The organism is Pseudomonas sp. efr-133-TYG-103a, from assembly GCF_030209235.1.
GTDB lineage: Bacteria > Pseudomonadota > Gammaproteobacteria > Pseudomonadales > Pseudomonadaceae > Aquipseudomonas.
This window is the reverse complement of the sequence record NZ_JARVSK010000006.1, coordinates 142,225-166,247: the sequence shown is the minus strand read 5'-3', so window position 1 is coordinate 166,247 and position 24,023 is coordinate 142,225. Positions and strand designations below refer to the sequence as shown.

Annotated in this window: 20 protein-coding genes; 12 read left to right on the top strand and 8 right to left on the bottom strand. The window is 60.7% G+C overall.

The annotated features are described in order from the left end of the window. Positions 1-29: 29 nt before the first annotated feature. The 4 genes from QRN36_RS05595 to QRN36_RS05580 all read right to left on the bottom strand — a co-directional run bounded on the left by QRN36_RS05595 (position 30) and on the right by QRN36_RS05580 (position 3,559). Positions 30-1,187: a phosphatidylserine/phosphatidylglycerophosphate/cardiolipin synthase family protein gene (locus QRN36_RS05595; RefSeq protein ID WP_285423141.1), complete on the bottom strand. Its 1,158-nt coding sequence runs from the start codon at positions 1,185-1,187 to the stop codon at positions 30-32. Positions 1,188-1,429: 242 nt separating this feature from the next. Then, the gene (locus QRN36_RS05590) at positions 1,430-2,014 is read right to left on the bottom strand and encodes a DJ-1/PfpI family protein (protein WP_285423140.1); all 585 of its coding nucleotides are present in this window, start codon (positions 2,012-2,014) and stop codon (positions 1,430-1,432) included. Positions 2,015-2,123: 109 nt separating this feature from the next. Continuing rightward, entirely contained in the window at positions 2,124-2,459 is a 336-nt protein-coding gene (locus QRN36_RS05585; protein ID WP_285423139.1) for an amidase, read from the bottom strand. Next, positions 2,456-3,559: a serine hydrolase gene (locus QRN36_RS05580; RefSeq protein ID WP_285423138.1), complete on the bottom strand. Its 1,104-nt coding sequence runs from the start codon at positions 3,557-3,559 to the stop codon at positions 2,456-2,458. The genes QRN36_RS05585 and QRN36_RS05580 overlap by 4 nt, the downstream gene beginning before the upstream one ends. Positions 3,560-3,797: 238 nt before the next feature. On the opposite strand from QRN36_RS05580, the gene olsB reads away from it, so the two are divergent. Together olsB and QRN36_RS05570 are read left to right on the top strand one after the other, a co-directional pair. Further along, the gene (olsB, locus tag QRN36_RS05575; RefSeq protein WP_093461677.1) at positions 3,798-4,553 is read left to right on the top strand and encodes an L-ornithine N(alpha)-acyltransferase; all 756 of its coding nucleotides are present in this window, start codon (positions 3,798-3,800) and stop codon (positions 4,551-4,553) included. Then, on the top strand, positions 4,553-5,341 hold the full coding sequence (locus QRN36_RS05570; protein ID WP_285423137.1) for a lysophospholipid acyltransferase family protein: 789 nt from the start codon (positions 4,553-4,555) through the stop codon (positions 5,339-5,341). The genes olsB and QRN36_RS05570 overlap by 1 nt, the downstream gene beginning before the upstream one ends. On the opposite strand, the gene QRN36_RS05565 is transcribed toward QRN36_RS05570, so the two are convergent. After that, positions 5,302-5,898, bottom strand: coding sequence for an ACP phosphodiesterase (locus QRN36_RS05565; protein ID WP_285423136.1), 597 nt, complete (start codon positions 5,896-5,898; stop codon positions 5,302-5,304). The genes QRN36_RS05570 and QRN36_RS05565 overlap by 40 nt on opposite strands. 473 nt (positions 5,899-6,371) lie before the next feature. On the opposite strand from QRN36_RS05565, the gene QRN36_RS05560 reads away from it, so the two are divergent. The 4 genes from QRN36_RS05560 (at position 6,372) to QRN36_RS05545 (ending at position 14,144) form a co-directional block, all read left to right on the top strand. Beyond that, positions 6,372-11,381: an RHS repeat domain-containing protein gene (locus QRN36_RS05560; RefSeq protein ID WP_285423135.1), complete on the top strand. Its 5,010-nt coding sequence runs from the start codon at positions 6,372-6,374 to the stop codon at positions 11,379-11,381. Between the two features lie 156 nt (positions 11,382-11,537). After that, positions 11,538-11,840 (top strand): helix-turn-helix transcriptional regulator, encoded by a 303-nt coding sequence (locus tag QRN36_RS05555; RefSeq protein ID WP_285423134.1) that lies wholly within the window; start codon positions 11,538-11,540, stop codon positions 11,838-11,840. 35 nt (positions 11,841-11,875) lie between these two features. Next, entirely contained in the window at positions 11,876-13,042 is a 1,167-nt protein-coding gene (locus QRN36_RS05550; RefSeq protein WP_285423133.1) for an MFS transporter, read from the top strand. A 52-nt stretch (positions 13,043-13,094) separates the two neighbouring features. Further along, positions 13,095-14,144, top strand: a complete 1,050-nt coding sequence (locus QRN36_RS05545; RefSeq protein WP_285423132.1) for an alkene reductase — start codon at positions 13,095-13,097, stop codon at positions 14,142-14,144. A gap of 254 nt (positions 14,145-14,398) precedes the next feature. Here the strand turns inward: QRN36_RS05545 and QRN36_RS05540 are convergent, their stop codons facing one another. From QRN36_RS05540 to QRN36_RS05530, 3 genes are all read right to left on the bottom strand, one after another. Next, positions 14,399-15,259 carry an ATPase gene (locus QRN36_RS05540; protein WP_285423131.1) on the bottom strand — a complete coding sequence of 287 codons (861 nt, stop codon included), beginning with the start codon at positions 15,257-15,259 and terminating at the stop codon, positions 14,399-14,401. A 68-nt stretch (positions 15,260-15,327) separates the two neighbouring features. Then, positions 15,328-16,326, bottom strand: a complete 999-nt coding sequence (locus tag QRN36_RS05535) for an NAD(P)-dependent oxidoreductase (protein ID WP_285423130.1) — start codon at positions 16,324-16,326, stop codon at positions 15,328-15,330. 107 nt (positions 16,327-16,433) lie between these two features. Continuing rightward, positions 16,434-17,333, bottom strand: a complete 900-nt coding sequence (locus tag QRN36_RS05530) for a LysR family transcriptional regulator ArgP (RefSeq protein WP_285423129.1) — start codon at positions 17,331-17,333, stop codon at positions 16,434-16,436. Positions 17,334-17,422: 89 nt separating this feature from the next. Here QRN36_RS05530 and QRN36_RS05525 point away from each other — a divergent pair, with 89 nt between their 5' ends. The 6 genes from QRN36_RS05525 (at position 17,423) to QRN36_RS05500 (ending at position 23,901) form a co-directional block, all read left to right on the top strand. Beyond that, complete coding sequence (locus QRN36_RS05525) at positions 17,423-17,824, top strand: ACT domain-containing protein (protein WP_285423128.1); 402 nt, start codon at positions 17,423-17,425, stop codon at positions 17,822-17,824. Between the two features lie 22 nt (positions 17,825-17,846). Next, positions 17,847-18,449 carry a LysE/ArgO family amino acid transporter gene (locus tag QRN36_RS05520; RefSeq protein WP_285423127.1) on the top strand — a complete coding sequence of 201 codons (603 nt, stop codon included), beginning with the start codon at positions 17,847-17,849 and terminating at the stop codon, positions 18,447-18,449. A gap of 188 nt (positions 18,450-18,637) precedes the next feature. Beyond that, a complete protein-coding gene (locus tag QRN36_RS05515; protein ID WP_285423126.1) occupies positions 18,638-19,234 on the top strand; it encodes a superoxide dismutase in 597 nt (198 codons plus the stop codon). A gap of 299 nt (positions 19,235-19,533) precedes the next feature. Further along, complete coding sequence (locus QRN36_RS05510; RefSeq protein ID WP_285423125.1) at positions 19,534-21,585, top strand: bifunctional diguanylate cyclase/phosphodiesterase; 2,052 nt, start codon at positions 19,534-19,536, stop codon at positions 21,583-21,585. Positions 21,586-21,777: 192 nt separating this feature from the next. Further along, entirely contained in the window at positions 21,778-23,115 is a 1,338-nt protein-coding gene (locus tag QRN36_RS05505; protein WP_285423124.1) for an imelysin family protein, read from the top strand. Positions 23,116-23,361: 246 nt separating this feature from the next. Continuing rightward, the gene (locus QRN36_RS05500; protein WP_143070286.1) at positions 23,362-23,901 is read left to right on the top strand and encodes an AP2 domain-containing protein; all 540 of its coding nucleotides are present in this window, start codon (positions 23,362-23,364) and stop codon (positions 23,899-23,901) included. The last annotated feature ends 122 nt before the right edge of the window (positions 23,902-24,023 follow it).

Genomic DNA, 24,023 nt, shown 5'->3' with positions numbered 1-24,023 from the left:
GCCACATACGGGCTCTAGACACACACGAATCAGCCCCGCCGATCCAGCGCATTGACCACCAGCCGATCCACCCATCCCCACACGCGCTGCTTGATGCGGCGCCAGAGCGGACGGGATTGCCAGTCTTCCAGGCTGATCTGGCTGCTGACGGCGAAATCCCGGGTGAAACTGGCAACCACGTCCTGCGTCAGTTGCGCGTCGAGCGCCTCAAGATTCGCTTCCAGATTGAAGCGCAGATTCCAGTGGTCGAAGTTGCAGGAGCCGATGCTGACCCATTCGTCCACCAGCACCATTTTCAGGTGCAGGAAACACGGCTGGTACTCGAAAATCTTCACGCCGGCCTTGAGCAGACGCGGGTAGTAGCGATGGCCTGCGTAACGTACAGACGGGTGATCCGTGCGCGGGCCGGTCAACAGCAGTCGCACATCAACACCGCGGGAAGCGGCACGGCGCAACGCACGTCGAACCTTCCAGGTCGGTAGAAAGTACGGCGTTGCCAGCCAGATGCGTTTTCTGCCGGTGTTCAGCGCGCGAACCAGGGATTGCAGAATGTCGCGATGCTGACGGGAGTCGGCATACGCGACTCGCCCGAAACCATCGCCCGCTATCGGGGCCTTTGGCAGTCGGGGCAATCCGAAATTCTCTGCCGGGCGCCACGCTCGGCGACGATTGTTGGCATGAAACTGACGGTCGAACAGCGCCTGCCAGTCGATCACCAGCGGCCCGCGGATCTCCACCATGACTTCATGCCATTCGCTGGTGTCCTGATCGGGCCGCCAGAACTCGTCCGTGACCCCTGTCCCGCCGACCACTGCGAGTTCTTTGTCCACCAGCAACAGCTTGCGGTGGTCACGGTAGAAATTGCGGATGCCGCGACGCCAATGCACGCGGTTATAGAAACGCAGAATCACCCCCGCTTCGGTCAGGCGATTGCGCAGACTGAGTGTGAACGCGAGGGAGCCGAAATCATCGAACAGGCAGCGCACGATCACGCCGCGCTTCGCCGCATCGACCAACGCCCGAACCACGGCCTCGGCGCAGGTCCCCGCCTCCACCAGATACAGCTCCAGTTCGACCTGCTGCTGCGCGTTATCAATAGCGGCGATCATGCGCGGGAAGAACGCTGGCCCGTCTATCAACAGCTTGAACTGGTTGTCATCGCGCCACGGAAAGATAGCGCCCCTCATACGCGACGCGCCTTCATGGGCGAAGCACCGCCACCTGCAAAGCGTGCCGACAGGGCGAACGAGGAAGGACAGCGAGTGAGCATGCAAACTCCGGGCGGGCGATTGAGGCAACCTTATCCGCCTGTCTGACCGCTGGCAAACCGCAACGTTCTGTGAGCGATGCGGCGCGTCGGAGGCCGAAATCAACCGGCCCTGCCGCATCCTCTTGTCGACCGCCCTGCTGATCGGTCAGACGTCAGCCTTCAAAGAATGATCTGCGTGCCGAGCACCTTGAGAAACGCCGCCAGCCACGCAGGATGCGCAGGCCATGCCGGGCCGGTCACCAGATTGCCGTCGGTGTGCGCCTCATCCATCGCGATCTCGACATATTCGCCACCGGCCAGCCGGACTTCCGGCGCGCACGCAGGATACGCGCTCAACGACTTGCCTTTGAGCAGCCCGGTCTCGGCCAGTAACTGCGGCCCATGACACACCGCTGCAATCGGCTTGTCATCACGACCGAATTCGCGCACCAGTTCCAGCACCCGTTGATTCAGGCGCAGGTATTCCGGAGAACGTCCGCCCGGCACCAACAGCGCGTCGTAGTCGGACGACTTCACGCTGTCGAAATCGAAGTTGAGGCCAAAGTTGTGGCCGCGTTTTTCGCTGTACGTCTGATCGCCCTCGAAGTCGTGAATGGCCGTGCGAATCACGTCGCCTTTCTTCTTGCCCGGGCACACTGCATGCACCGTGTGACCGACCATTTGCAATGCCTGAAACGGCACCATCACTTCGTAGTCCTCGACGTAATCGCCCACCAGCATGAGAATTTTCTTCGCCGCCATCATCCATCCTCCAATGTCATTGCGCCGTTTGCAGGCGCTGCCCGTGTTCGTCGGGTAACAGACTAGTACTACAGAACTGGCAGAGCTCAGGTGTCAGACATATGGAAAACGCTTACAGCGTTGCAGGCTCCAGTCGACAGCCCTCTCGTGCGCCGAGCCACTGGGCGCGGCTCTCACGCCCCATCCCGTTGGCGATGACGCGCTTGCGGGCGGCGTCCTCGATCAACGAACTCGGCAGCCATTGCTTCACGTAGCGCTGACAGTACTCAGCCGGGTTGTCCATGACATAGCGGCACGAGCAATACTCCTTGGCAGTGTAGGCGCTGATGATGCCGGGAAAGGCTTGTAGCTCAACGCGCCAGACCCACATCAACGCGCACAGAAGCAGCAGGATCAGGATGCAGACGGTGCTGAACGGACGCCGCCGGACAAAACTGCGCGAACTCATTGCGTGCCCTCCTCGGCCACTGCTTTCAAGGCCCGTTTGAGCAGCTGATTGTGTGCATAAGTCCCGTCACGATCATCGCCGTAACGCACAATCAACAGCCCTGCGCTCGGGATCACATACAGCGCCTGACCCCAGTGGCCGAGTCCGGCAAAGGTGTCGGTCGGTGCGTCCGGCCAGGGTCCGGGCTTGCCGTCGGCGGTCTTGTTCAGCCACCAGTGACCACCCGGCGCCTCATCCACCGGCGTCCCGGATTTGAACGGGGTGAGGTTGAAATCAATCCAGGCCACAGGCAGCAACTGCCGCTCGTGCCAGCGTCCGCCGCGTTGCATCAGCAAACCGATCCGCGCCAGATCCCGAGCGGTCATGTAGGCATAAGACGAACCCACGAACGTGCCCGTGGCATCGGTTTCCCACGTCGCGCTCGTGATGCCCAGCGGATCGAACAGCGCCGTCCACGGATAACCGGCGTATTGCGTTTCGCCGACCATGCCTCTGAGCGCGGCGGCGAGCACCGTGCTGTCGCCACTGGAATAGCGATAGGCGGTGCCAGGCGCGCTGGCCACTCTGTGCCCGGCGGTGAAACGCGCCATGTCGTCGCGACCCCGCGTGTAGAGCATCGCCACCACGGAGGAGTTGAGCGGCGCGTATTCGTAATCTTCTTGCCAGTCCAGGCCGGAGGCCCAGTGCAGCAAGTCTTGAATCCGGACCCCAGGATGCGCGCTGAATGGCGCATAGAAGCGCATCACCGGATCATTGAGCGTGAACCGTCCTTCGCCGAACGCCACGCCCAATACGGTTGCCAGCACGCTTTTGCTGATCGACCAGATCAGATGCGGCGTCTGCGCCCGAGTGACCCCGCCGTAGCGTTCGTAGACCACTTCACCGTTGCGAATGATCAGCAGCGCATCGGTGCGAACACCTTTGCGCTCTTCCTCGTCGCGAGGCGGGAAGGCATAAGTTTCAAGGTCGTTAAGCGCAGGCGAAGGCTGCAAGGGGCGCGCCTGCCATTGCGCATCGGGCCAGGTTTCAGCGCGGGCCGGGGCGTCGATCAACGACAGCACCACGACCAGCGCAGAACAGATAAACAAGCCACGGCTCATGAAAGGACCTCGGACGAAAGCTGCAGGCAACCCTAGCAGCGATTCATGACAGCCTCTGGACGAGCCCGCGCGTGCCCCCCCTGACAAGTCGCGTATCCGCTGCGTTTCCCCTGTCACGCAACCATCACCAAAGCTTAACGGTGATGACATCGGCCCTCCCTAGCCTGCATTTGTACAGCAATGCTTTCGAATAATCAGTCGACCGGCCTGGACCAGGGCTGGCCCACGGAGACGCCACATGACTCAGATCGCCAGTATTCGAGACACCCGCTCCGAACGCCGCCTGCAGGCTGAACGCCTGGTCGGCATCAAAGCCCTGCAGGAAGCACAGGCCTTGCGCTTCAGCGTTTTCAGCGGCGAATTCAACGCCAGACTAAAAGGCGCCGAGCTGGGCCTGGACATCGATGATTACGATGTGCACTGCATGCACATCGGCGTGCGCGACCTGAGCACCGGTCAACTGGTGGCCACGACCCGACTGCTGGACCACAAGGCTGCCAGCACGCTGGGCCGCTTTTACAGCGAAGAAGAATTCAGCCTGCATGGCCTCGGTCATCTGCAGGGGCCGATTCTGGAACTGGGCCGCACCTGCGTCGACGCCGCCTACCGCAACGGCGGGACCATCGCTGTGCTGTGGAGTGAGCTGGCAGAAATCCTCAACGAAGGCGGCTACAGCTACCTGATGGGTTGCGCGAGCATTCCGATGCAGGACGGCGGCATTCAGGCCCATGCGATCATGCAGCGCCTGCGCGAGCGCTATCTGAGCACCGAGCACCTGCGCGCCGAACCCAAGAAGCCTCTGCCCACCCTCGACCTGCCAGGCAACGTGATCTGCGAAATGCCGCCGTTGCTCAAAGCCTACATGCGCCTGGGCGCCAAGATCTGCGGCGAGCCTTGCTGGGACGAGGACTTCCAGGTCGCTGACGTCTTCATCCTGCTCAAGCGTGACGAGCTGTGCCCGCGCTACGCCCGCCACTTCAAGGCTGCAGTGTGATGAGCACCCTGCGCAGCCATGCGCGCGTCATCCGTGTGCTGTGGGTCATCGCTCTGGGCCTGACTATCGCCGGCGCGTTCACGCTGATGGAGCGCCTGCGCATCGGCAACTCCATGGCCCGCCGCCAGCGCTGGACGAGTTGGTTCATGGCGCGTCTGAGCGCCGCGTTGCCATTTCGCGTGACGGTGAGTGGCAAGTTGCCGAGCCAGCCGACGCTGTGGGTCAGCAACCACGTGTCGTGGACCGACATCCCGCTGCTGGGCATGCTCGCGCCCCTGTCCTTTTTGTCCAAGGCCGAAGTGCGCACCTGGCCGGTCGCGGGATGGCTGGCGCTCAAAGCTGGCACATTGTTCATCCGCCGGGGTTCGGGCGACAGCAAGCTGATCCAGAAGCAGATCGGGCAGCATCTTCTGGGCCATCACTCGCTGGTGATTTTCCCGGAGGGCACCACCACCGATGGCCGCAGCCTGCGCACCTTTCATGGTCGCCTGCTGTCCAGCGCCATCGAGACAGGCGTCCCGTTGCAACCGGTGGCGATCAAGTACGTGCGCGCCGGCAAGCCAGACCCGATCGCGCCGTTCATTGGCGACGATGACCTGCTCTCGCATCTGCGTCGGCTGTTCGCCAATGAGGTGAGTGAGGTGCATATCCAGTTGCTGCCGACCATTGCCTCGCAAGGCAAGGAACGCGCGGCGCTTGCGTTCGAAGCGCAGCAGGCGGTGCAGGTCGCGCTGTTCGGCGAAGTGGATCAGCCAGCCGACGTTCGCCCGGCCGCGAGAGCCGCTTGAGCGAAGCGTTGCACCTGTGGATAAAACGCAGTGAAATCTTCGCTTAATGGCCGATAAAGCGCCTGCAGTTCCTGCATGGCGCCGGCCAGTCCTTCAGGGCGCGATAACCGGCGCGAAATCCCGGCGAGCGCATCGCCCACCACCTCAAAATCCTGGTACGAACCCAACCAGTCCTGAGCGGCCATGCGCGGTGCAATCCTCGCCAGACGCTCAGGCAACTCGGGTTCGTTCGCCAGCACGCGGTAGACCTTGTCGGTGAACGCACCCAGCGGCACATCCGAATACTGAGGCCAGTCCCGCGCCAGACAGTGATCGAAAAACACATCGAGCACGATGCCGGCGTAGCGCCTGCGTTCGGCAGGGAACCGCCCCATCGCCTGTCTGATCAGCGGATGCGAATCGGTGAATGCGTCGATGCTGCGGTGCAGGCGGATCGCCGTTTCGATCTCGGCCGGGAAACGCCCAGGCAACAGCCCTTTCACGAAGTCGCCGTACAGACTGCCCAACAGCTGCGCAGGGCGGTCGCCGCCCAGGTGGAGATGTGCGAGGTAATTCATGGGAGTCTTCGTCTGCCGCTCAACGGCTCAAGGTATCCAGTGGCGAAACTAGCCCGGCCCGTGGTGTATGACAAGCCGACGTGTGCCAGACCTTGGAAAAATGCTGTCGCTTGAGCGCCAACGCGATCAATCATTTCGCGATAAGCGCTATCGCGGCGGGGATTAATTTATCGCGGCGGGTTATAACGCGCGATGAGATGTGCAATTAACTCACGCAACTTTCCTTCCTTATCAATAAGCAACACGTCCGTTAGTCACACCAGGAATATCAAGTACTCAGAATTGAAGAGTGAATTTCCGGGCGCTAATGACCACCTTGAACTCGGCGCGAGATTTTCTATTCTTCAGACACCTATCAATACACCAGCCGGCGCGCCGCCGGCCTGACCAATCAACTGATAGCAACATTATTTCGTTGAGCGCCAGCCCACTTTATCTATCGACATTGCCAATCTGACAGGGAAGTTTTCATCATGCGTCCGGAAGAAGCAGAGCGCTCACGTCCACGACAACTTTCCGGTGGTATTCACACCCAGGCGATGAATTACCTGGGTGCGGTTCAATCGGCGGTCGATGCACGCACCGGACAGTTCAATCTGGCGATCAAACTGCCCGCGTTGCATGGCAATAACCTGGCCGGGCCTGTGCTCTCTACGGCGTTGTCTTTCAACATGATGGGGTCGACCCTGAATCAGGGATATGGCCTGGGTTGGTCCCTGCTGTTGTCAGAACTCGTGCTTGAGCCAGATGCCCCTTACTTGCTGCTGTCATCAGGTGAGCGGTTTGCAGTGGATTGGGAGGCGTCGGGTGACAAGAGCAAGTTGGTGTTTTCCGACAACAAGTTGCGCTCGATGGAGGTTGTGCGCATCAGCCCGACCAGCTACCAGATATCCGACAAATCCGGCGAAATACAGATCCTCACGCAGCCTCCTAATCGGAGCTCCTACCTGTTGAGCGAAATACGCTCGCCTGAGGGACGACGGTTGTTCTTGAAATGGTCGCCAGCTGGCGCAGATGACAGTTGGTTGGATTCCATTTCCGACGAAAACCGGATGTTGCTGAAAGTAGAGCGACAGGCGGGTGTGAAATTCGTGTTCGATCCACAGACCGAACATGCCTATGCCCTCGAACTGTCTTTGGCCAACGACAGGCTGGCGTCCGTCAAATTGCCGGAAACCTCGGAGCGCCACCGCTTTGTCTATGAATCCACTGCAGTGGGTCTTGGCCAAACCCTGCTGTTGCCTAAAGAAGTGAACGGGCCACTGGGCGCGCGGGACACTGTCTTTTGGTCATCCCGCGAGAACAGCCACAAGCTACCGGAGGGAGCGCCTTTTGGCTGGCTGCCGCGTGTCACCACTTGGTCTCAGACCCCTGGAGACGATGACACTCGCATTATTCATGAGTACGTCTGGAAGGGTACGGCCAATTTCCTCGGCTATGGCACCGATGCCGGGTATACCTGGGAACACGGCCGCGACAACCTTTATCAGGTCAATAAAGACTACCTGTACAGCGTCGAGGAAACCCTGAAAGACCACGAAGACACTGTACTGGCCGTCACCACCCGTACCTGGAACCGCTTTCACTTGCAGACCCTTGAGCAGACCGTCGTCGGCCAGTGCGAAATTCGCACGGACACCGAGTACGGCGTCATCCCGGATGCGACATGGGAAATGCAGCCTGCGTACTGCCAGTTGCCGCATCTTGTCACCGTCACCTACATCGATCATGGAAAGGAGGCAGAGACCGGAGAAGGCACCGCGCGGCGCAGCGAGCGCAGCGAATACAGCTACGACGATTACGGCAATGTCCTGCGTACCGAGTTGCCAACGGGCGTTGTAGAGTGCTCGGAGTACTATCCGGCCGACGGCAGCGCTCAGGGCTGTCCAAGAGATGCATCGGGCCAAGTGCGCTTTCTGAAGAAAAAAACGACCTTCCCTGCGCCGGCGATGGCTGACGTCGAAGCACCCACACTGTCGACATCATACGTTTATGAGGATCTGCCCTCGCTGATCCCTGGCGACCCTGCTCATTCAGTGGTCGTGCAGGAACAGTTAAGGGACGAATCTATTGATCAGCTCATCGAAAGCACGGCACAGACGTACGTCACCGATGCAGCCAGCCCCCACTATGGTCAGATTGCCACGTCAATCACCACCCTCAACGGACTGGCGACCACCACACGGTACACCTACTCGATTCTCAAAGAGGGCTGGCTGCGTACGACCACCATCATCGAAGGCCACGACTACAGCACGTTCAATCTGGCTTCGCGCTCCGTGACCCACGAGGCCCGCTCGTTGACCACCGGTTTGATCAAGGAACAGACCAGCGCCGCCGGTGTGGTCACGCAGTATGAATATGATCTCCTGGGCAGGAACACACGGACACTCATCGCCGCCGACGGGGCATTCGAAGCCGAGCGCACGTGCAGTTATCACATCAACGATGAGGCCGTGGCGCAAAGACCGCCCGACATCATCAGCATTGCCTTCAAGGAAGAAACCGACGTCACCACCACACGCAGACGCTCCTGGCTCGACGGCGCGGGCAGAGTGATTTGCGTGGAACATGAGGACAAGGACAACGCCCCCGGTACCTTTCGCGAAATCAGCCGCACGCGGTATGACCCGTTGGGCAGGGTCACCCGACATACCAGCACCGACTGGCTCCCAAATCCGGATGTTCCGGATTCATCTGCGCCCCTGACGCTCACTCATGCGTTCACCTATGACGACTGGGGCAATGCCGCCACGGACACCGGGCCGGATGGCGTGACGCTGCACACGTGGAACGATCCGATCGGCCTGCAGGTTCAAACGTGGCGGCAGAGCGCGTCCGGCGTGGCTTCCAAAAGAGAGACTGCCATCAAGAATGTCGCCGGCAGCGCAGTGAAGACGCTTGTCCACGACGACGGCGGAGTGCTGCAACGCTGCACGCAGCTGATTCGTGACGGTCTGGACAGAATGATCGAACAGTCGACCGTCGTGGCGGATCAGCCCCCGTTCGTCACGCAGTATCGGTATGACGCGTATTCACGGATCATTGAAAAGACCTTCCCTGACGACACCCGCGTACGGTGGACCTATGCCCTGCACAGCGACGGCAACCACCCGCAATGTCTGGAAATGGACGAGGTCGGGGTATTGGGCCGCCAGACGTTCGACGGCCTGGGTCGCCCGTTGACCATTGCAACAGGTGGCCGCGAGACGCAGCTGCGTTATGTGCCGAACCAGCTTCCCGCTTGCGCTCACAGGCTGCCAGACGGCAGCGAAATCGCTTATACCTACGAGCCGCAGCTGGAGAATCGCAAGCTGTCCGTTGCCCCCGCGGCGGAGACTGTCAGCCGTTTCACTTATGATCCGACGCTGGGGTTTCCGACCTCTGCCAGCGGCGCGCTGGGTACGCAGGAGCTGGCTTACAAGGCGTCCGGCCAACCGCGCTCTCAGACCTGGACCGTCGATGGCCAGCAACATGTCGCCAGCTGGCAACACTCGCTTAACGGGTTGCTGCTGCAATTCGACGACGAGGACGGCGCGACGCATCGTCGGTTCTACGATGCCTGCGGTCGGGTTCGCCAGGTGGTCGCCGGTGAGGTGACCATGGACGTCACCTACGACAGCCTGTCCCGACCCGACACCTACACGGCGCGCGATGCCGCGACGGGCCGCACCCTCACACGCGCCCTGACTTACGACGGCATGGGGCGCGAACGCACCCGCACGTTCAGCACGACGCTCGACGGCACCCTGCGCGAGTGGACGCAAACGTTGGTCTGGTCGCCGCTCGATCAGTTGGTGCAGCGTCAGTGGCAGGACGCAGAGCAACGAGGCGAGGAGACGTTCGACTACGACAATCGCGACCGGCTGGTGCACTACACCGCCAACGACCAGGCGGCTCCTGTCGATCCGTTCGGTAATCGCATCGTCGAACAGACCTTCACGTTCAATAAGCTCAGTGGCTATGAACGGGTTTCCAGCCTGTTCCTCGACGATACGCGGGACGAGGCGGCGTTCAGCTATGCCACTGACGATCCTGCCCAGGTGCGTCACATCACGCACACCCACGCTTCCTGGCCCCAATCCATCGAGCTGACCCATGACGAGTGCGGTCGGTTGATCAGCGACACGCTGGGCCGGGTGTTGCGTTGGGATGCCCAGGGCCGGCTGATAAAGGTCGATTACCGTAATCGCACGTGCGATTACCGCTACGACCCGCCGGGTCAGCTTTCCGATCGGGTTGTCGATGGCGCCCTGACCCGCAGTTTCTTCAACGACAACCAGCCCACTCATGAACGGAGCGATACCGGTACCTTGCGCCTGGCGGGCGATGGTCAGACCTTCTTTGCGCAGACTCGGCTGGCGGCGGGCGTGCGCCAAGGCACGACTCTGCTCGGTACAGACGCTCAGGGCAGCGTGCGTCTGGAAGCTGACGCAGACGTACGGACCCGCCACTACACCCCGCACGGAGCCGATCCCGACAGTGAAGAGACCGGGCCTTTCGGTTTTGCGGGGGAGCGCAAGGAGGCCCTGACCGGTTGGTACATTCAAGGCGGCTATCGCCCTTACGATCCGGTGTTGATGAGCTTTTTGAGCCCCGACAGCGAGAGCCCGTTCGGCCGCGGGGGGTTGAACCCCTATGCCTACTGCGCGGGTAATCCCGTTAACCGGATCGATCCTGATGGGCATGGCTGGCTGACCTGGGCGTTGATCGGTATCACGACTTTAGCGGGCATCGCAGCGACTGTCGCCTCATTCGGCACCGCCAGCCTGGCCTTCGCAACCTTTGCAGCGTATGGATGGGGCGCCCTCACCGCCAGTGAAGTAGTGGCCATTGGTGCTGCAACCTTAAGCGCTGTTTCACTTGCGTCCGGGGCTGCGGCCAGCGCAATGGAAGTATGGGGCAAGGACGACAAGACCGCCGACATCCTGGGCTGGATATCGTTTGGCACCGGCCTGGGCGAATGGGCAGCATCGTCTGCCAAAGTCGTGAAAATGGCGACCCGATTGAGCCGCTCGGCGGGACGAGCCGCCAACAAAATATTACGGCGAGGGACTATCTATCACGTACAACCCTTGCCTAAGGTCAACTGGCAGCAGAGTTATGCACAGGCCAGAGCTGCTAGCCACCGAGCAGTGAATCATGCCGCAAGGTGGCTACTGACCGAGGGTACGATCAGGGACGAACTCCTCGGCATGCTCATCAAAGAAATTGAATCCTATATCGAGGAAAGGCAGGCCAAAATGCAAGAACAGCGCGCCCAGGCTGCGAGCGACGTCGCCCCCCCGATCCGACCAAGACAGCTGCAGCTGCCGGAGCATCAAGCTGATCGTCCCGACCCTGAGCCCTACTCCGAGCGCGCAGGTCATTTCAAGCTCGATGACACAGGCACTGAAACTGATGCGCCTGGCGCAGGACGTTTCTTTTCCACAGATCAGGCTGCCTTCCTCATTGGCGGCAAATGGCGGTTGCTCCTGACCTGACTCGTCGAACATGGCGCAGGAGCCACCGCCCTATATCGTTATAACCCGATATAGCGATTCAGCCTTCACTTAGCACCACTTCATATTTGTATATCGCGATAGACAGATATAAAGTTCGCTCCATCGCGATATATCGCTACACGACTTGAGAACGACATGCCTATCGACCTCGACGAAATAATAAAAGCCCTGGCGCACCCTGTTCGCCGCCAGATCCTCGTCTGGCTCAAAGACCCATATGCCTGCTTTCCGGATCAGGATCACTCGCTGGAAAACGGCGTGTGCGCCGGTCAGATCGATCAACGCGCCGGCCTGTCCCAGTCGACCGTCTCCTCGCATCTGGCAACGCTTCAGCGTGCCGGTCTGATCACCAGCAAGAAGTTCGGGCAGTGGCACTTTTTCAAACGCAACGAAGACGTCATTCAGGCGTTTTTGCAGGAACTGGCCGAGCAACTCTGAGCGGCCAGCTCAAACACAGACTTCAGGAGACGCACGTGCCCCTTTCACTACTCATTCTGGCCCTGAGCGCCTTCGCCATCGGGACGACCGAGTTCGTCATCATGGGCCTGCTGCCCGACGTCGCCTCGGACCTGGGCGTCAGCATTCCGGGCGCCGGCTGGCTGGTAACCGGCTATGCGCTGGGCGTGGCCATCGGCGCACCGTTCATGGCGATGGCCACCTCCAGGCTGCCGCGCAAGGCCGCTCTGGTCACGCTGATGGGCATTTTCATCATCGGCAATCTGCTCTGCGCCATCGCGTCGGACTACAACGTGCTGATGTTCGCCCGCGTGGTCACGGCGCTGTGCCATGGCGCGTTTTTCGGCATCGGCTCGGTGGTGGCGGCGGGTCTGGTCCCGGCCAATCGTCGCGCCTCAGCCGTGGCATTGATGTTCACCGGTCTGACCCTGGCCAACGTACTGGGCGTTCCGCTGGGCACCGCGCTGGGCCAACAAGCTGGCTGGCGCTCGACCTTCTTTGCTGTGACGGTGATCGGTGTGATCGCCTTCATCGGCCTCATCCGTTTTCTGCCCACGCGACACGATGAAGAGAAACTCGACATGCGCGCCGAGCTGGGCGCACTCAAAGGCGCCGGTATCTGGCTGTCGTTGAGCATGACGGCACTGTTCGCCGCGTCGGTGTTTGCACTGTTCACCTACGTTGCGCCGCTGCTGGGCGAAGTCACCGGCGTATCGCCACGTGGCGTCACCTGGACCCTCATGCTGATTGGCCTGGGGCTGACCGTCGGCAACATCATCGGCGGTAAACTGGCGGATCGCCGTCTGGCTGCGACGCTGATCGGCGTGTTCATCACCATGGCGGTGGTCTCGACCCTCCTGAGCTGGACCAGCGTCACGCTGATCCCTGCCGAGGTCACGCTGTTCCTTTGGGCGGTGGCGTGCTTTGCAGCGGTGCCGGCCCTGCAGATCAACGTCGTGACCTTCGGCAAGGAAGCGCCCAACCTGGTGTCGACCCTGAACATCGGCGCGTTCAACGTCGGCAACGCGCTTGGCGCATGGGTCGGCGGCAGCGTCATCGCCCACGGCTTCGGCCTCACCAGCGTGCCGCTGGCTGCCGGAGCTCTGGCGGTACTGGCGCTGCTGGTCACCCTGATCAATTTCCGTCAGCGCGGCGACGCCGAACTGGCTGCTGTCACCCCATGAATTCGAACGACTGCGGATCCATCCACTACTGACTGCTTTGAGGATTTCCCCGATGGCAACAATTTTTGACCCGATCAAACTGGGCGACCTGGAACTGGCCAACCGCATCATCATGGCGCCGTTGACCCGCTGCCGTGCCGATGAAGGCCGAGTGCCCAACGCGATGATGGCCGAGTACTACGTGCAGCGCGCATCGGCCGGCCTGATCATCAGTGAAGCGACCTCCGTCACGCCGATGGGCGTGGGCTATCCGGATACGCCGGGCATCTGGTCCAACGATCAGGTGCGCGGCTGGGGCAATGTCACCAAAGCCGTGCACGCCGCTGGCGGCAAGATCGTCCTGCAACTGTGGCACGTCGGTCGGATTTCACACCCAAGCTACCTGAACGGCGAAGCTCCGGTGGCGCCAAGTGCCATCGCCGCCAAAGGCCACGTCAGCCTGGTTCGTCCGCTGGCTGACTATCCGACGCCACGTGCACTGGAGCTGGCCGAAATCGAAGACGTCGTCGACGCCTACCGCGTCGGTGCCGAGAACGCCAAGGCAGCGGGCTTCGATGGCGTTGAAATCCACGGCGCCAACGGTTATCTGCTCGACCAGTTCCTGCAGAGCAGCACCAACACGCGCACCGATGCCTACGGCGGCTCGCTGGAAAACCGCGCGCGTCTGTTGCTGGAAGTGACCGATGCAGTCGTTGAAGTCTGGGGCGCGGGGCGCGTGGGCGTGCATCTGGCCCCTCGCGCCGACGCTCATGACATGGGCGACGACAACCTGGCCGAGACCTTCACCTACGTTGCGAGCGAGCTGGGCAAACGCGGCATCGCCTTCATCTGCGCACGTGAGCGTGAGCTCGATGACAGCCTGGCACCGCGTCTGAAACAGGCCTTCGGCGGCGCGTTCATTGCCAACGAAAAATTCACCAAGGCAACCGCCAACGAGTGGCTCGCCAGCGGCAAGGCAGACGCTGTGGCGTTCGGCGTGCCGTTCATTGCCAACCCTGACCTGCCAGCGCGTCTGGCCAAAGATGCGCCGCTGAATGAGCCGCATCCCGAAACGTTCTACGCCAAGGGCGCCGAAGGCTATCTGGATTACCCGACGCTGTAAGGCTCCAGGTTGTGAAAGGGCTTGAGGGCTAACAAGGTTTCAGGTTGTTACTCTGATGCCCTTCGGGCCGCTCGCGAGCACGCTCGCGCCCACAGGGATTGAAACGTGCCATGGTCTGAGGAACCGAGTGGGTAGCTTTAGAGGCTGACCACTCGGTTCAACAGAATAGGGTTCGTTGCAAAAAATGTGGGAGCGAGCCTGCTCGCGATCAGGCTCGAAGGGCTTCAATGCAGCAATCCAAAGCCCGATTGAACCTACTGCGGCCGGGCGTTGATCTGCTGCGACAACGTCTGGATCTGGCTCTGCAAAGTATTCAGGTTGCGCGTCATCTGCCCGCGGAATGCATCGAACTCCGCCGTGCTCGCACCCGTGGAAGCACCTGCCGCCGGACGATTGTCCTGCTCGCTCTTGAGCACAATCATGTCCTGCTCAAGACGCTCGATCGCCTGGCTGTTGTTGCTCTTCTTGAGAGTGGCCACGTCCGCGCTCAGGCTCTTGACCTCGTTGTCCAGTCGATCCTGACCCGACTGCGCCGATTTGCTGTCTGCCACAGCCGCTTTCAAGGCGGCCAGTTCAGTCGTCACGGCTTTGAGCTGATCCTGCAACTGCTGATTGACCGCTTGCTGCTGAGCACTCTGCGTGCTGATCTGCTCCAGCCGTTTATCCAGCCCGCCCTGCAGACCGGCCACGCCCTGTTGCTGCTTGCTCTGGTCAGCCAACTGATCCTGCAGCTGCTTGATCTGAGCCTTGAGCGCTTCGCCGCCGCTGTTGGCAACCGATTCGGTCGCGACCACCTTTCCGGAAATATCCTGCAGCCTGCCAGCGGCTTCCTCACTGATGCGCGCGAAGCTTTCCTGCGTGGCGACCAATTGCTGCTCCATCAACGTCACCTGTTGAAAACTCCACCAGCCCAGGCCGCAGAACGCAATGAACAGCGCCCCGATCAAGGCCCACAAGGCGCCGGTACCGGGCGCTTTGACTTTGACGACCGGCGTGGTGCGCGAATACACGGTGGTGCGCTCGCGGGCACCGGCGTCGGGAAGGAAATCATCGTCATCATCTTTGGCACTGAGGCTTGGGACGTCATCGACGTCGTCATACGGATCTTTGCGCATGCGTTTCCCTTTGAAAAAACCGCTGAATCTGAATGGCAGGCAGTATAACCACGGATGCTGACAGCCGTTTACAGCGCCCCGCCGTGCTGCGCTTTCCACCAGCCGCAGAACTCATCGAGCGCGGTCCAGACGCTGACGTTGGGCTGGTAGTCCAGATAATACTGGGCGCGGCTGATATCAAGCGTGAAATCACGCGTCATCACCTGCATCCCCAGTCTGGACAGCGTCGGCTCAGGTCGGCCCGGCCACATCATGCACGCCGCCTCGTTCAGCGCCGCCACGCCATAGGCCAGGCCATAAGAGCGATAACGCGTGACCGGCGGCAATTGCATCTGGCGCATCACGTAATTGACCACATCCCAGATCGGCACCGGCGCGCCGTTGCTGATGTTGTACGCCTTGCCCAGCGCCGAACCGCTGGCGAGCAGGCTGCTGATCAAAGCTTCATTGAGATTCTGAATGCTGGTGAAATCGACCTTGTTCAAACCATTGCCAATGATCGACAGGCGTTTCTTGCGCTGCATCTGCATCAGACGCGGAAAAATGCTCGTGTCCCCGGCGCCGGTCACGAAACGCGGGCGCAGCGCAATGACTTCAAGACCGAACTCTTCAGCGCCGAACACTTTCTGCTCAGCCAGATACTTGGTCGCGGCGTAATGATTGCTGAAGCGCTTGGGCACCTGTTCCTCGCGGATATTCAGGTGCGAACGGCCATCGAAATAAATCGACGGCGAGGACAGATGCACCAGCCGCCGCACGCGCTGTTTGAGGCAGGCCTCGACGACATTTTCGGTGACCTGAACGTTGCCCTGATGAAAGTCCTGCCGACGCCCCCACGTGCCGACCGCCCCGGCGCAATGCACCACGGCTTCGACGTCGTCGCACAGTGCGTGAACCACGTCGGGATCGTTGAGATCGCCCTGAATGAATTCGGCTCCGCGCCGGACCAGATGCTCGACGCCTTCTGCGCGGCGGCCGTTGACCCGAACGCTCAACCCCTGCTCCAGGGCAAAACGCGCGAAGCGCCCGCCGATGAAGCCGCTTGCGCCGGTGACCAGAATCTTCATTTACCGCTCCGTTTGCTTACCGTCTTTCATGCATGAATGCGGGGCCATCCCGCGCTCATCGAATCTGAACCGCTGCCGCTGCCTGATGGCGCGGGAATCAGAGACGCTTAGTGTGTCTGAAGGGGCACCAGCCAACGACCGGCTTTTTTCGCCAGATGTGCGGTCAGCTGCGTCAGCAACAGCCCGCCATTGCGCCAATGATGCCAGTACAGTGGGACATCGATGCAGTGATCGGGCACCAATTCCACCAGACGGCCGCTCGCCAGTTGCTCGCCGACCTGCAGTTCGGGCACCAGTCCCCAGCCCATCCCGGCCTCGGTCATGCGCATGAAGCCTTCGGACGAAGGGCACAAATGGTGTTCGAACCCGCCCTCGACACCCAGCGACGCCAGATAGCGATGCTGGAGAAAATCGTCCGGGCCGAATACCAGCGCCGGCGAGCGCGCAAGCGCCGTGGCGGTGACCCCTTCGGGAAAGTGCCGGGCAATGAATGCCGGACTCGCCAACGCACGATAACGCATCGCGCCAAGCAAAAGACTGCGGGCGCCCGCCACTGGCCGTTCGCTGCCGCACAGGCACGCCGCCACTTCTCCGGCGCGCATGCGCTTGAGGCCAACGTCCTGATCTTCGACCACTAGGTCGGTCAGCAATTGATGTTCTGCGCAGAAATCGCCTACTGCCTGCGCCCACCAGGTGGCCAGACTGTCGGCATTCAGAGCGATACGCAGTCGCTCGGGCGTGCCGCCTTCGTCCAGCGCCGGCACGACGCTTTGCAGATCCCGTTCGAGCAGACGAACCTGCTGCACATGGTTCAGCAACCTGCGACCGATGTCGGTCGGACTGGGCGGCGTCGCGCGTATCAGCACCGGCTGGCCGACCCGTGCTTCCAGCAATTTGATGCGCTGAGACACCGCTGACTGGGAGAGTCCGAGGACCTGCGCCGCACGCTCGAAACCCGCCTGTTCTATCACCGCGGCCAGCGCTGCCAACAGCTTGTAGTCGAACATCAGTTTTCCTAATGAGCGATCATGATTATTGGTTTTTCTTATACCGTGTCGGACCCGACAATGGCCACTTCTGTTTAGCGAGATATGTCATGTCCGGTGAAACCTCCCTCGGTGTGCTGCTGCGCAGCATGAGTCCTGAATTGAACGACGGCGATTACGTGTTCTGCAGCGTGCCCGACGTCAGTCATCTGCACGGAACCCAGCCTCTGGGCAGCTTTCGCGAGCGCGAAGGCATGACGGTCATTCTTGAACGTCAGCAAGCCCGGGCGCTGGGGCTTGATTCGGATTATGTGATGGCGTGGATCACCCTGACTGTGCACTCGTCACTGGAAGCCGTCGGACTGACCGCCGCCTTCGCCACGGCGCTGGGCAATGCGGGGATCAGTTGCAACGTCATCGCGGGGTTCTATCACGATCATCTTTTCGTCGGTAAGGACGATGCGCACACAGCGCTGACCGTTCTGCGTGAGCTGGCCAAGAACGCCCACTGATCCGACTCTGGAGCCAACTACCATGTGGCAAAGCTATCTCAACGGGCTGCTGGTGGCCGGCGGTCTGATCATGGCCATCGGCACACAGAACGCCTATGTCCTCGCGCAAAGCCTGCGCCGCGAGCATCACGTCTCGGTCGCGGTGCTGTGTATCGTGTGCGACGCGGTTCTGGTGGCCGCCGGTGTATTCGGGCTGGCCAACGTGCTCGCGCACAATCCTGCGTTGTTAGCGGTGGCGCGCTGGGGCGGCGTGGTGTTCCTGCTGTGGTACGGGGCGAAGGCGCTGCGTCGCGCCCTTTCACCACAAAGCCTGGCGCAGGGCGACGCCGATGGCCAGCGCTCGCGTCGCGCCGTTCTGCTGACCGCACTGGCGGTAACGCTGCTCAATCCGCACGTCTACCTCGACACCGTTCTGTTGATCGGTTCGCTCGGAGCCCAGCAAGCCGTGCCCGAGGCCTATGTGGTGGGCGCTGCGAGCGCGTCGCTGTTGTGGTTTTCGACTCTGGCGCTGGGCGCGGCGTGGCTGGCGCCGTGGCTGGCACGCCCGACGACGTGGCGACTGCTGGATCTGATGGTGGCGGTCATGATGTTCAGCGTGGCCTTGCAGCTGATCCGCTCGGCGTGAACCTGGAATTGATTGCAATGCTCTGGAACCTCTATCCCACACAGTTGTTGCGTGGTTAAGGGCCGGGGCCGGTGCTATGATCCAGCCCCTGCGTCGCAAAGAGTATAAAACTCGCCGGCGTATGTTCTGTCTGGCCGCCCGTGATCGGCCTTGCGCAAACCGCAACTGACCTGATTAGGAGAATTACCATGGCTTTCGAATTGCCGCCGCTGCCGTACGCTCATGACGCTCTGGCACCGCACATCTCCAAGGAAACTCTGGAATACCACCACGACAAGCACCACAACACCTACGTCGTGAACCTGAACAACCTGGTGCCAGGCACCGAGTTCGAAGGCAAAACCCTGGAAGAAATCGTCAAGACCTCCTCGGGCGGTATCTTCAACAACGCAGCCCAGGTCTGGAACCACACCTTCTACTGGAACTGCCTGGCTCCTAACGCCGGCGGTCAGCCAACTGGCGCACTGGCAGATGCCATCAACGCTGCGTTCGGTTCCTTCGACAAGTTCAAGGAAGAATTCAGCAAGACCTCCATCGGCACTTTCGGCTCCGGCTGGGGCTGGCTGGTGAAGAAAGCTGACGGCTCCCTGGCACTGGCCAGCACCATCGGTGCCGGCAACCCGCTGACCAGCGGCGACACCCCGCTGCTGACCTGCGACGTGTGGGAACACGCTTACTACATCGACTACCGTAACCTGCGTCCAAAATACGTCGAAGCATTCTGGAACCTGGTGAACTGGAAGTTCGTCGCTGAACAGTTCGAAGGCAAAAACTTCACCGCCTGATGACTGATTCACACAAAAAACCCGGCCTGGCCGGGTTTTTTTTCGCCTTCTGTTCATCCTTTATGTATTGTCAGAAAGCGATAGCGGACTAATATCAGCTGACGCCCATTCGACGAAACGAGGCTCAAGTTCCGCCCACTGTCTACCGACACAGTAGTGATAGCCTTACGTGCCTGCATGTGAAACGTTATCCGAATCATACGAGTCATGCGTTAACCAGGACGCTTGACCCGAAGGCCTGCAATGTCAATGCTTGCAAGCAGTCGCCCCGCTATCAGCATGGATGAAGGAATGCCCATTTGAAGCTGGAACTCAAAAACAGCTTGTCGGTAAAGCTGCTGCGCGTCGTGCTGCTTTCGGCACTGATCGTTGGCGTTGTGCTCAGTTGTGCGCAGATCGTCTACGACGCGTACAAGACCCGACAAGCTGTCGCCACCGATGCCGCGCGGATCCTCGACATGTTCCGCGACCCGTCTACGCAGGCTGTCTACAGCCTGGACCGTGAGATGGGCATGCAGGTCATCGAGGGGCTGTTCCAGGACAAGGCCGTGCGCATGGCGTCCATCGGTCATCCCAACGAGACCCTGCTGGCAGAAAAAACCCGCGATCTCAAGGCATCCCCTACCCGCTGGCTGACCGACCTGATCCTCGGCCAGGAGCGCAGTTTCACCACTCAGCTGGTGGGCCGCAGCCCGTACAGCGAATATTACGGCGATTTGCGGATCACCCTCGACACCGCCACTTACGGCGAAGGCTTTCTGATCAACTCGATGATCATCTTCATCTCAGGCGTGCTGCGCGCGCTGGCGATGGGCCTGGTGCTTTATCTGGTCTATCACTGGCTGCTGACCAAACCGCTCTCGCGAATCATCGAACACCTGACCAGCATCAACCCCGATCGTCCCAGCGAGCACCAGCTTCCGTTGCTCAAGGGCCATGAAAAAAACGAGCTGGGCATCTGGGTCAATACGGCGAACCAACTGCTGGCATCCATCGAGCGCAACACCCATTTGCGCCATGAGGCCGAGTCGAGCCTGCTGCGCATGGCGCAGTACGACTTCCTCACCGGACTGCCCAATCGCCAGCAATTGCAGCAGCAACTGGACAAAATCCTCATCGACGCCGGCAAGGTGCAACATCGCGTGGCGGTGCTGTGCGTGGGTCTGGACGATTTCAAAGGCATCAACGAGCAGTTCAGTTATCAGGCGGGCGACCAACTGCTGCTCGCGCTGGCCGATCGCCTGCGCAGTCACAGCGGAAGACTCGGTGCGCTGGCACGTCTGGGCGGCGATCAGTTCGCGCTGGTTCAGGCCGACATCGAGCAACCGTATGAAGCCGCTGAGCTTGCGCAGAATATCCTCGATGACCTTGAAGCGCCTTTTGCCGTGGAGAACGAGGAGATCCGGCTGCGCGCGACCATCGGCATCACGTTATTCCCGGAAGACGGCGACAGCACCGAGAAGCTGCTGCAAAAAGCCGAACAGACCATGACGCTGGCTAAGACCCGCTCGCGCAACCGTTATCAGTTCTATATCGCCAGCGTCGACAGCGAGATGCGCCGACGTCGCGAACTGGAAAAGGACCTGCGCGAAGCGCTGGTGCGCAATCAGTTTCATTTGGTGTATCAACCTCAGATCAGCTATCGCGATCAACGCGTGGTGGGCGTCGAGGCGTTGATTCGCTGGATTCACCCGGAACATGGCTTTGTGCCGCCGGATCAGTTCATCCCGCTGGCCGAGCAGAATGGCACTATCATCGCCATCGGCGAGTGGGTGCTCGACCAGGCCTGCAAACAGCTGCGCGAGTGGCATGACCAGGGCTTTACCGATCTGCGCATGGCGGTGAACCTGTCCACCGTACAGTTGCACCACTCCGAGCTGCCTCGAGTGGTCAACAACCTGCTGCAAATCTACCGTTTGCCGCCCCGCAGTCTGGAATTGGAAGTCACTGAAACCGGCCTGATGGAAGACATCAGCACCGCCGCTCAGCATCTGCTCAGCCTGCGCCGCTCCGGTGCGCTGATCGCCATCGACGACTTCGGCACCGGGTACTCGTCATTGAGTTACCTGAAAAGCCTGCCGCTGGACAAAATCAAGATCGACAAGAGCTTCGTTCAAGACCTGATCGACGACGATGACGACGCCACCATCGTGCGCGCGATCATCCAGCTGGGTAAGAGCCTGGGCATGCAAGTGATTGCCGAAGGGGTCGAAACGACGGAGCAAGAGGCGTACATCATTTCCGAGGGCTGCCACGAAGGTCAGGGTTACTTCTACAGCAAACCATTGCCCGCCCGTGAATTGCTGTCGTATCTGAAGCAGGCGCAACGTACTCACGTCGGCGTATTGTAAGCTCAGGTCACCGGCCTGCAGGGACCCACTCCTGCAAGATGACGGGCTCCGAATCCTTGTAACAGCTTGAAATATCTCCCCTCGCCAGTAAGGGCGTTTTGCCTTTACACGGAATGCAAATCCTTCGCATTATGTCGCAGCTTTTTTGGCGCTCGCCAACGCTCACATACTCTTTCGACGCAGGATTCCGTCATGATTCGTACGCCTCTGGCAACCGCTAGTCTGCTGGCCCTCGCTATTTCTCTGGCCGGCTGTGACCAAGGCAAGGACAAGCCCGCCGCCGCCGCACCGACGCCCGCAGCGGCAGCCTCCGCACCCGCCGCTCCCGCTGCCGCCCAGACAGACGAGTCCACCACCAAGGCAGTGGTCGCGAATTACGCCAGCATCGTGTTTGCCGTGTTCAGCGACGCCGAGTCAACCGCGAAGAAACTGGGCACGGCCGTCGACGCCTTCCTCGCATCACCCAACGATCAAACGCTCAAAGCGGCCCGCGACGCCTGGACCGCAGCCCGCGTGCCTTACATGCAAAGTGAAGTCTTCCGTTTTGGCAACACCCTGATTGACGACTGGGAAGGTCAGGTCAATGCCTGGCCGCTGGACGAAGGCCTGATCGACTATGTGGCCAAGGATTATCAGCACGCCCTGGGCAACCCTGGCGCGACCGCCAACATCATCGCCAACACCTCGGTACAGGTCGGCGAAGACAAGGTCGATGTCACCGAAATCACCCCGGAAAAGCTTGCGAGCCTCAATGAGCTGGGTGGCTCCGAAGCCAACGTTGCCACTGGCTATCACGCCATCGAATTCCTGCTCTGGGGTCAGGATCTGCATGGCACGGGCCCAGGCGCGGGTGAGCGCCCGGCCAGCGATTACATCGAAGGTCAAGGCGGCACGGGAGGTCATAACGACCGTCGTCGCGCGTACCTGAAAGCCGTGACACAGCTGCTGATCAGCGACCTCGAAGAGATGGTCAACAACTGGAAACCCGGCGTGGCCGACAACTACCGCGCAACGCTGGAAGCCGAGCCTGCCGAAAGTGGCCTGCGCAAAATGCTGTTCGGCATGGGCAGCCTGTCGCTGGGCGAACTGGCCGGCGAGCGTATGAAGGTCGCACTGGAGGCCAAGTCCAGCGAAGACGAACACGACTGCTTCAGCGACAACACCCACAATTCCCACTTCTATAACGGCCTGGGCATCCGCAACGTCTATCTGGGCGAGTACACCCGCGTGGATGGCAGCAAGGTCAGCGGGGCGAGCCTCTCTTCCCTCGTCGCCAAAGCGGACGCCGCCACCGATGCCACATTGCGTGCAGACCTGGACGACACCCAGGCCAAGCTGCAAGTCATCGTCGATCATGCGAACAAGGGCGAGCACTTCGACCAGTTGATCGCCGCCGGCAACACTGCTGGTAATCAAGTGGTGCGTGACGCCATCGGTGCGTTGGTCAAACAGACCGGCGCGATCGAGCAGGCCGCAGGTAAACTGGGCATCACGGACCTGAACCCGGACAACGCCGACCACGAGTTCTGACGGATCGGGCGGCGCCTGTTCGCCGCCCGTTCAAGCGAACGACAAACCAATGCCGACCCGGTCACGGGCCGGCATTTTTTTTGTCATCCGAAGGCTGGAAATACCTCACACGCGACCGAATTTGAGGATCGATCCGTAAGGTTTGTAAGGCATTTCCTGTTCGCTCGCCGTCGGATTGAACGCCCTTCCCACGCCGTCGATCATGCGCACTTCCTTGACCCCATCCCATCCAGGAGGAGACAGACAGTGCCCAAGAGAGACAAGAAAAGGCGCCGCGTCAGCAAGCAGAAAGCCAACGATTACGGCATCCATCTGTTGGTCGGCATCAAGGGGCCTCGAGCCTGGAAAGTGACGCTCTATCGCGATGGCAAAACCTTCAACCGACTGTTCTCATTCTCCCGCTATGGCGGTCGCGAAGCAGCGCGCAAGGCAGCCGACGCCTGCCGCGATCAACTGCTCCTGAGCCATCTGCCCAGACTCAGCCGCGACATTCGTCAGCGCATCATCGCCACCAACACCAGCGGACATCCCGGGGTGCATTACCGCTGCTACACCGGCGTCGCCTACTGGGTCGCGCGGACAACACTGCGCAACGGCAGCAGCGTCACCAAGTCGTTCCGGGTCGAGTATTACGGCTACGAGCGGGCCAAGGAGCTGGCCATCCGGGAGCGAGAACGACAGCTCGACGGCATTGGCGACTACCGCTCATTCAAGGTGGTCGAAGGCGAACGGCGGCTCATGCAACTGCTGGTGGAAAACCCCACGCTGGAGATCGCCGGCACCTGAAATCGCGGATTGATCGCGCTCGATCGGCGAATTGGTAACAACACATTGCGAGAGGCACTTACAAACGCAAATCCCTCTTATTCATCAAAGTCGGGGCTGGTAAGCTTGCTCGCCCCGATTTC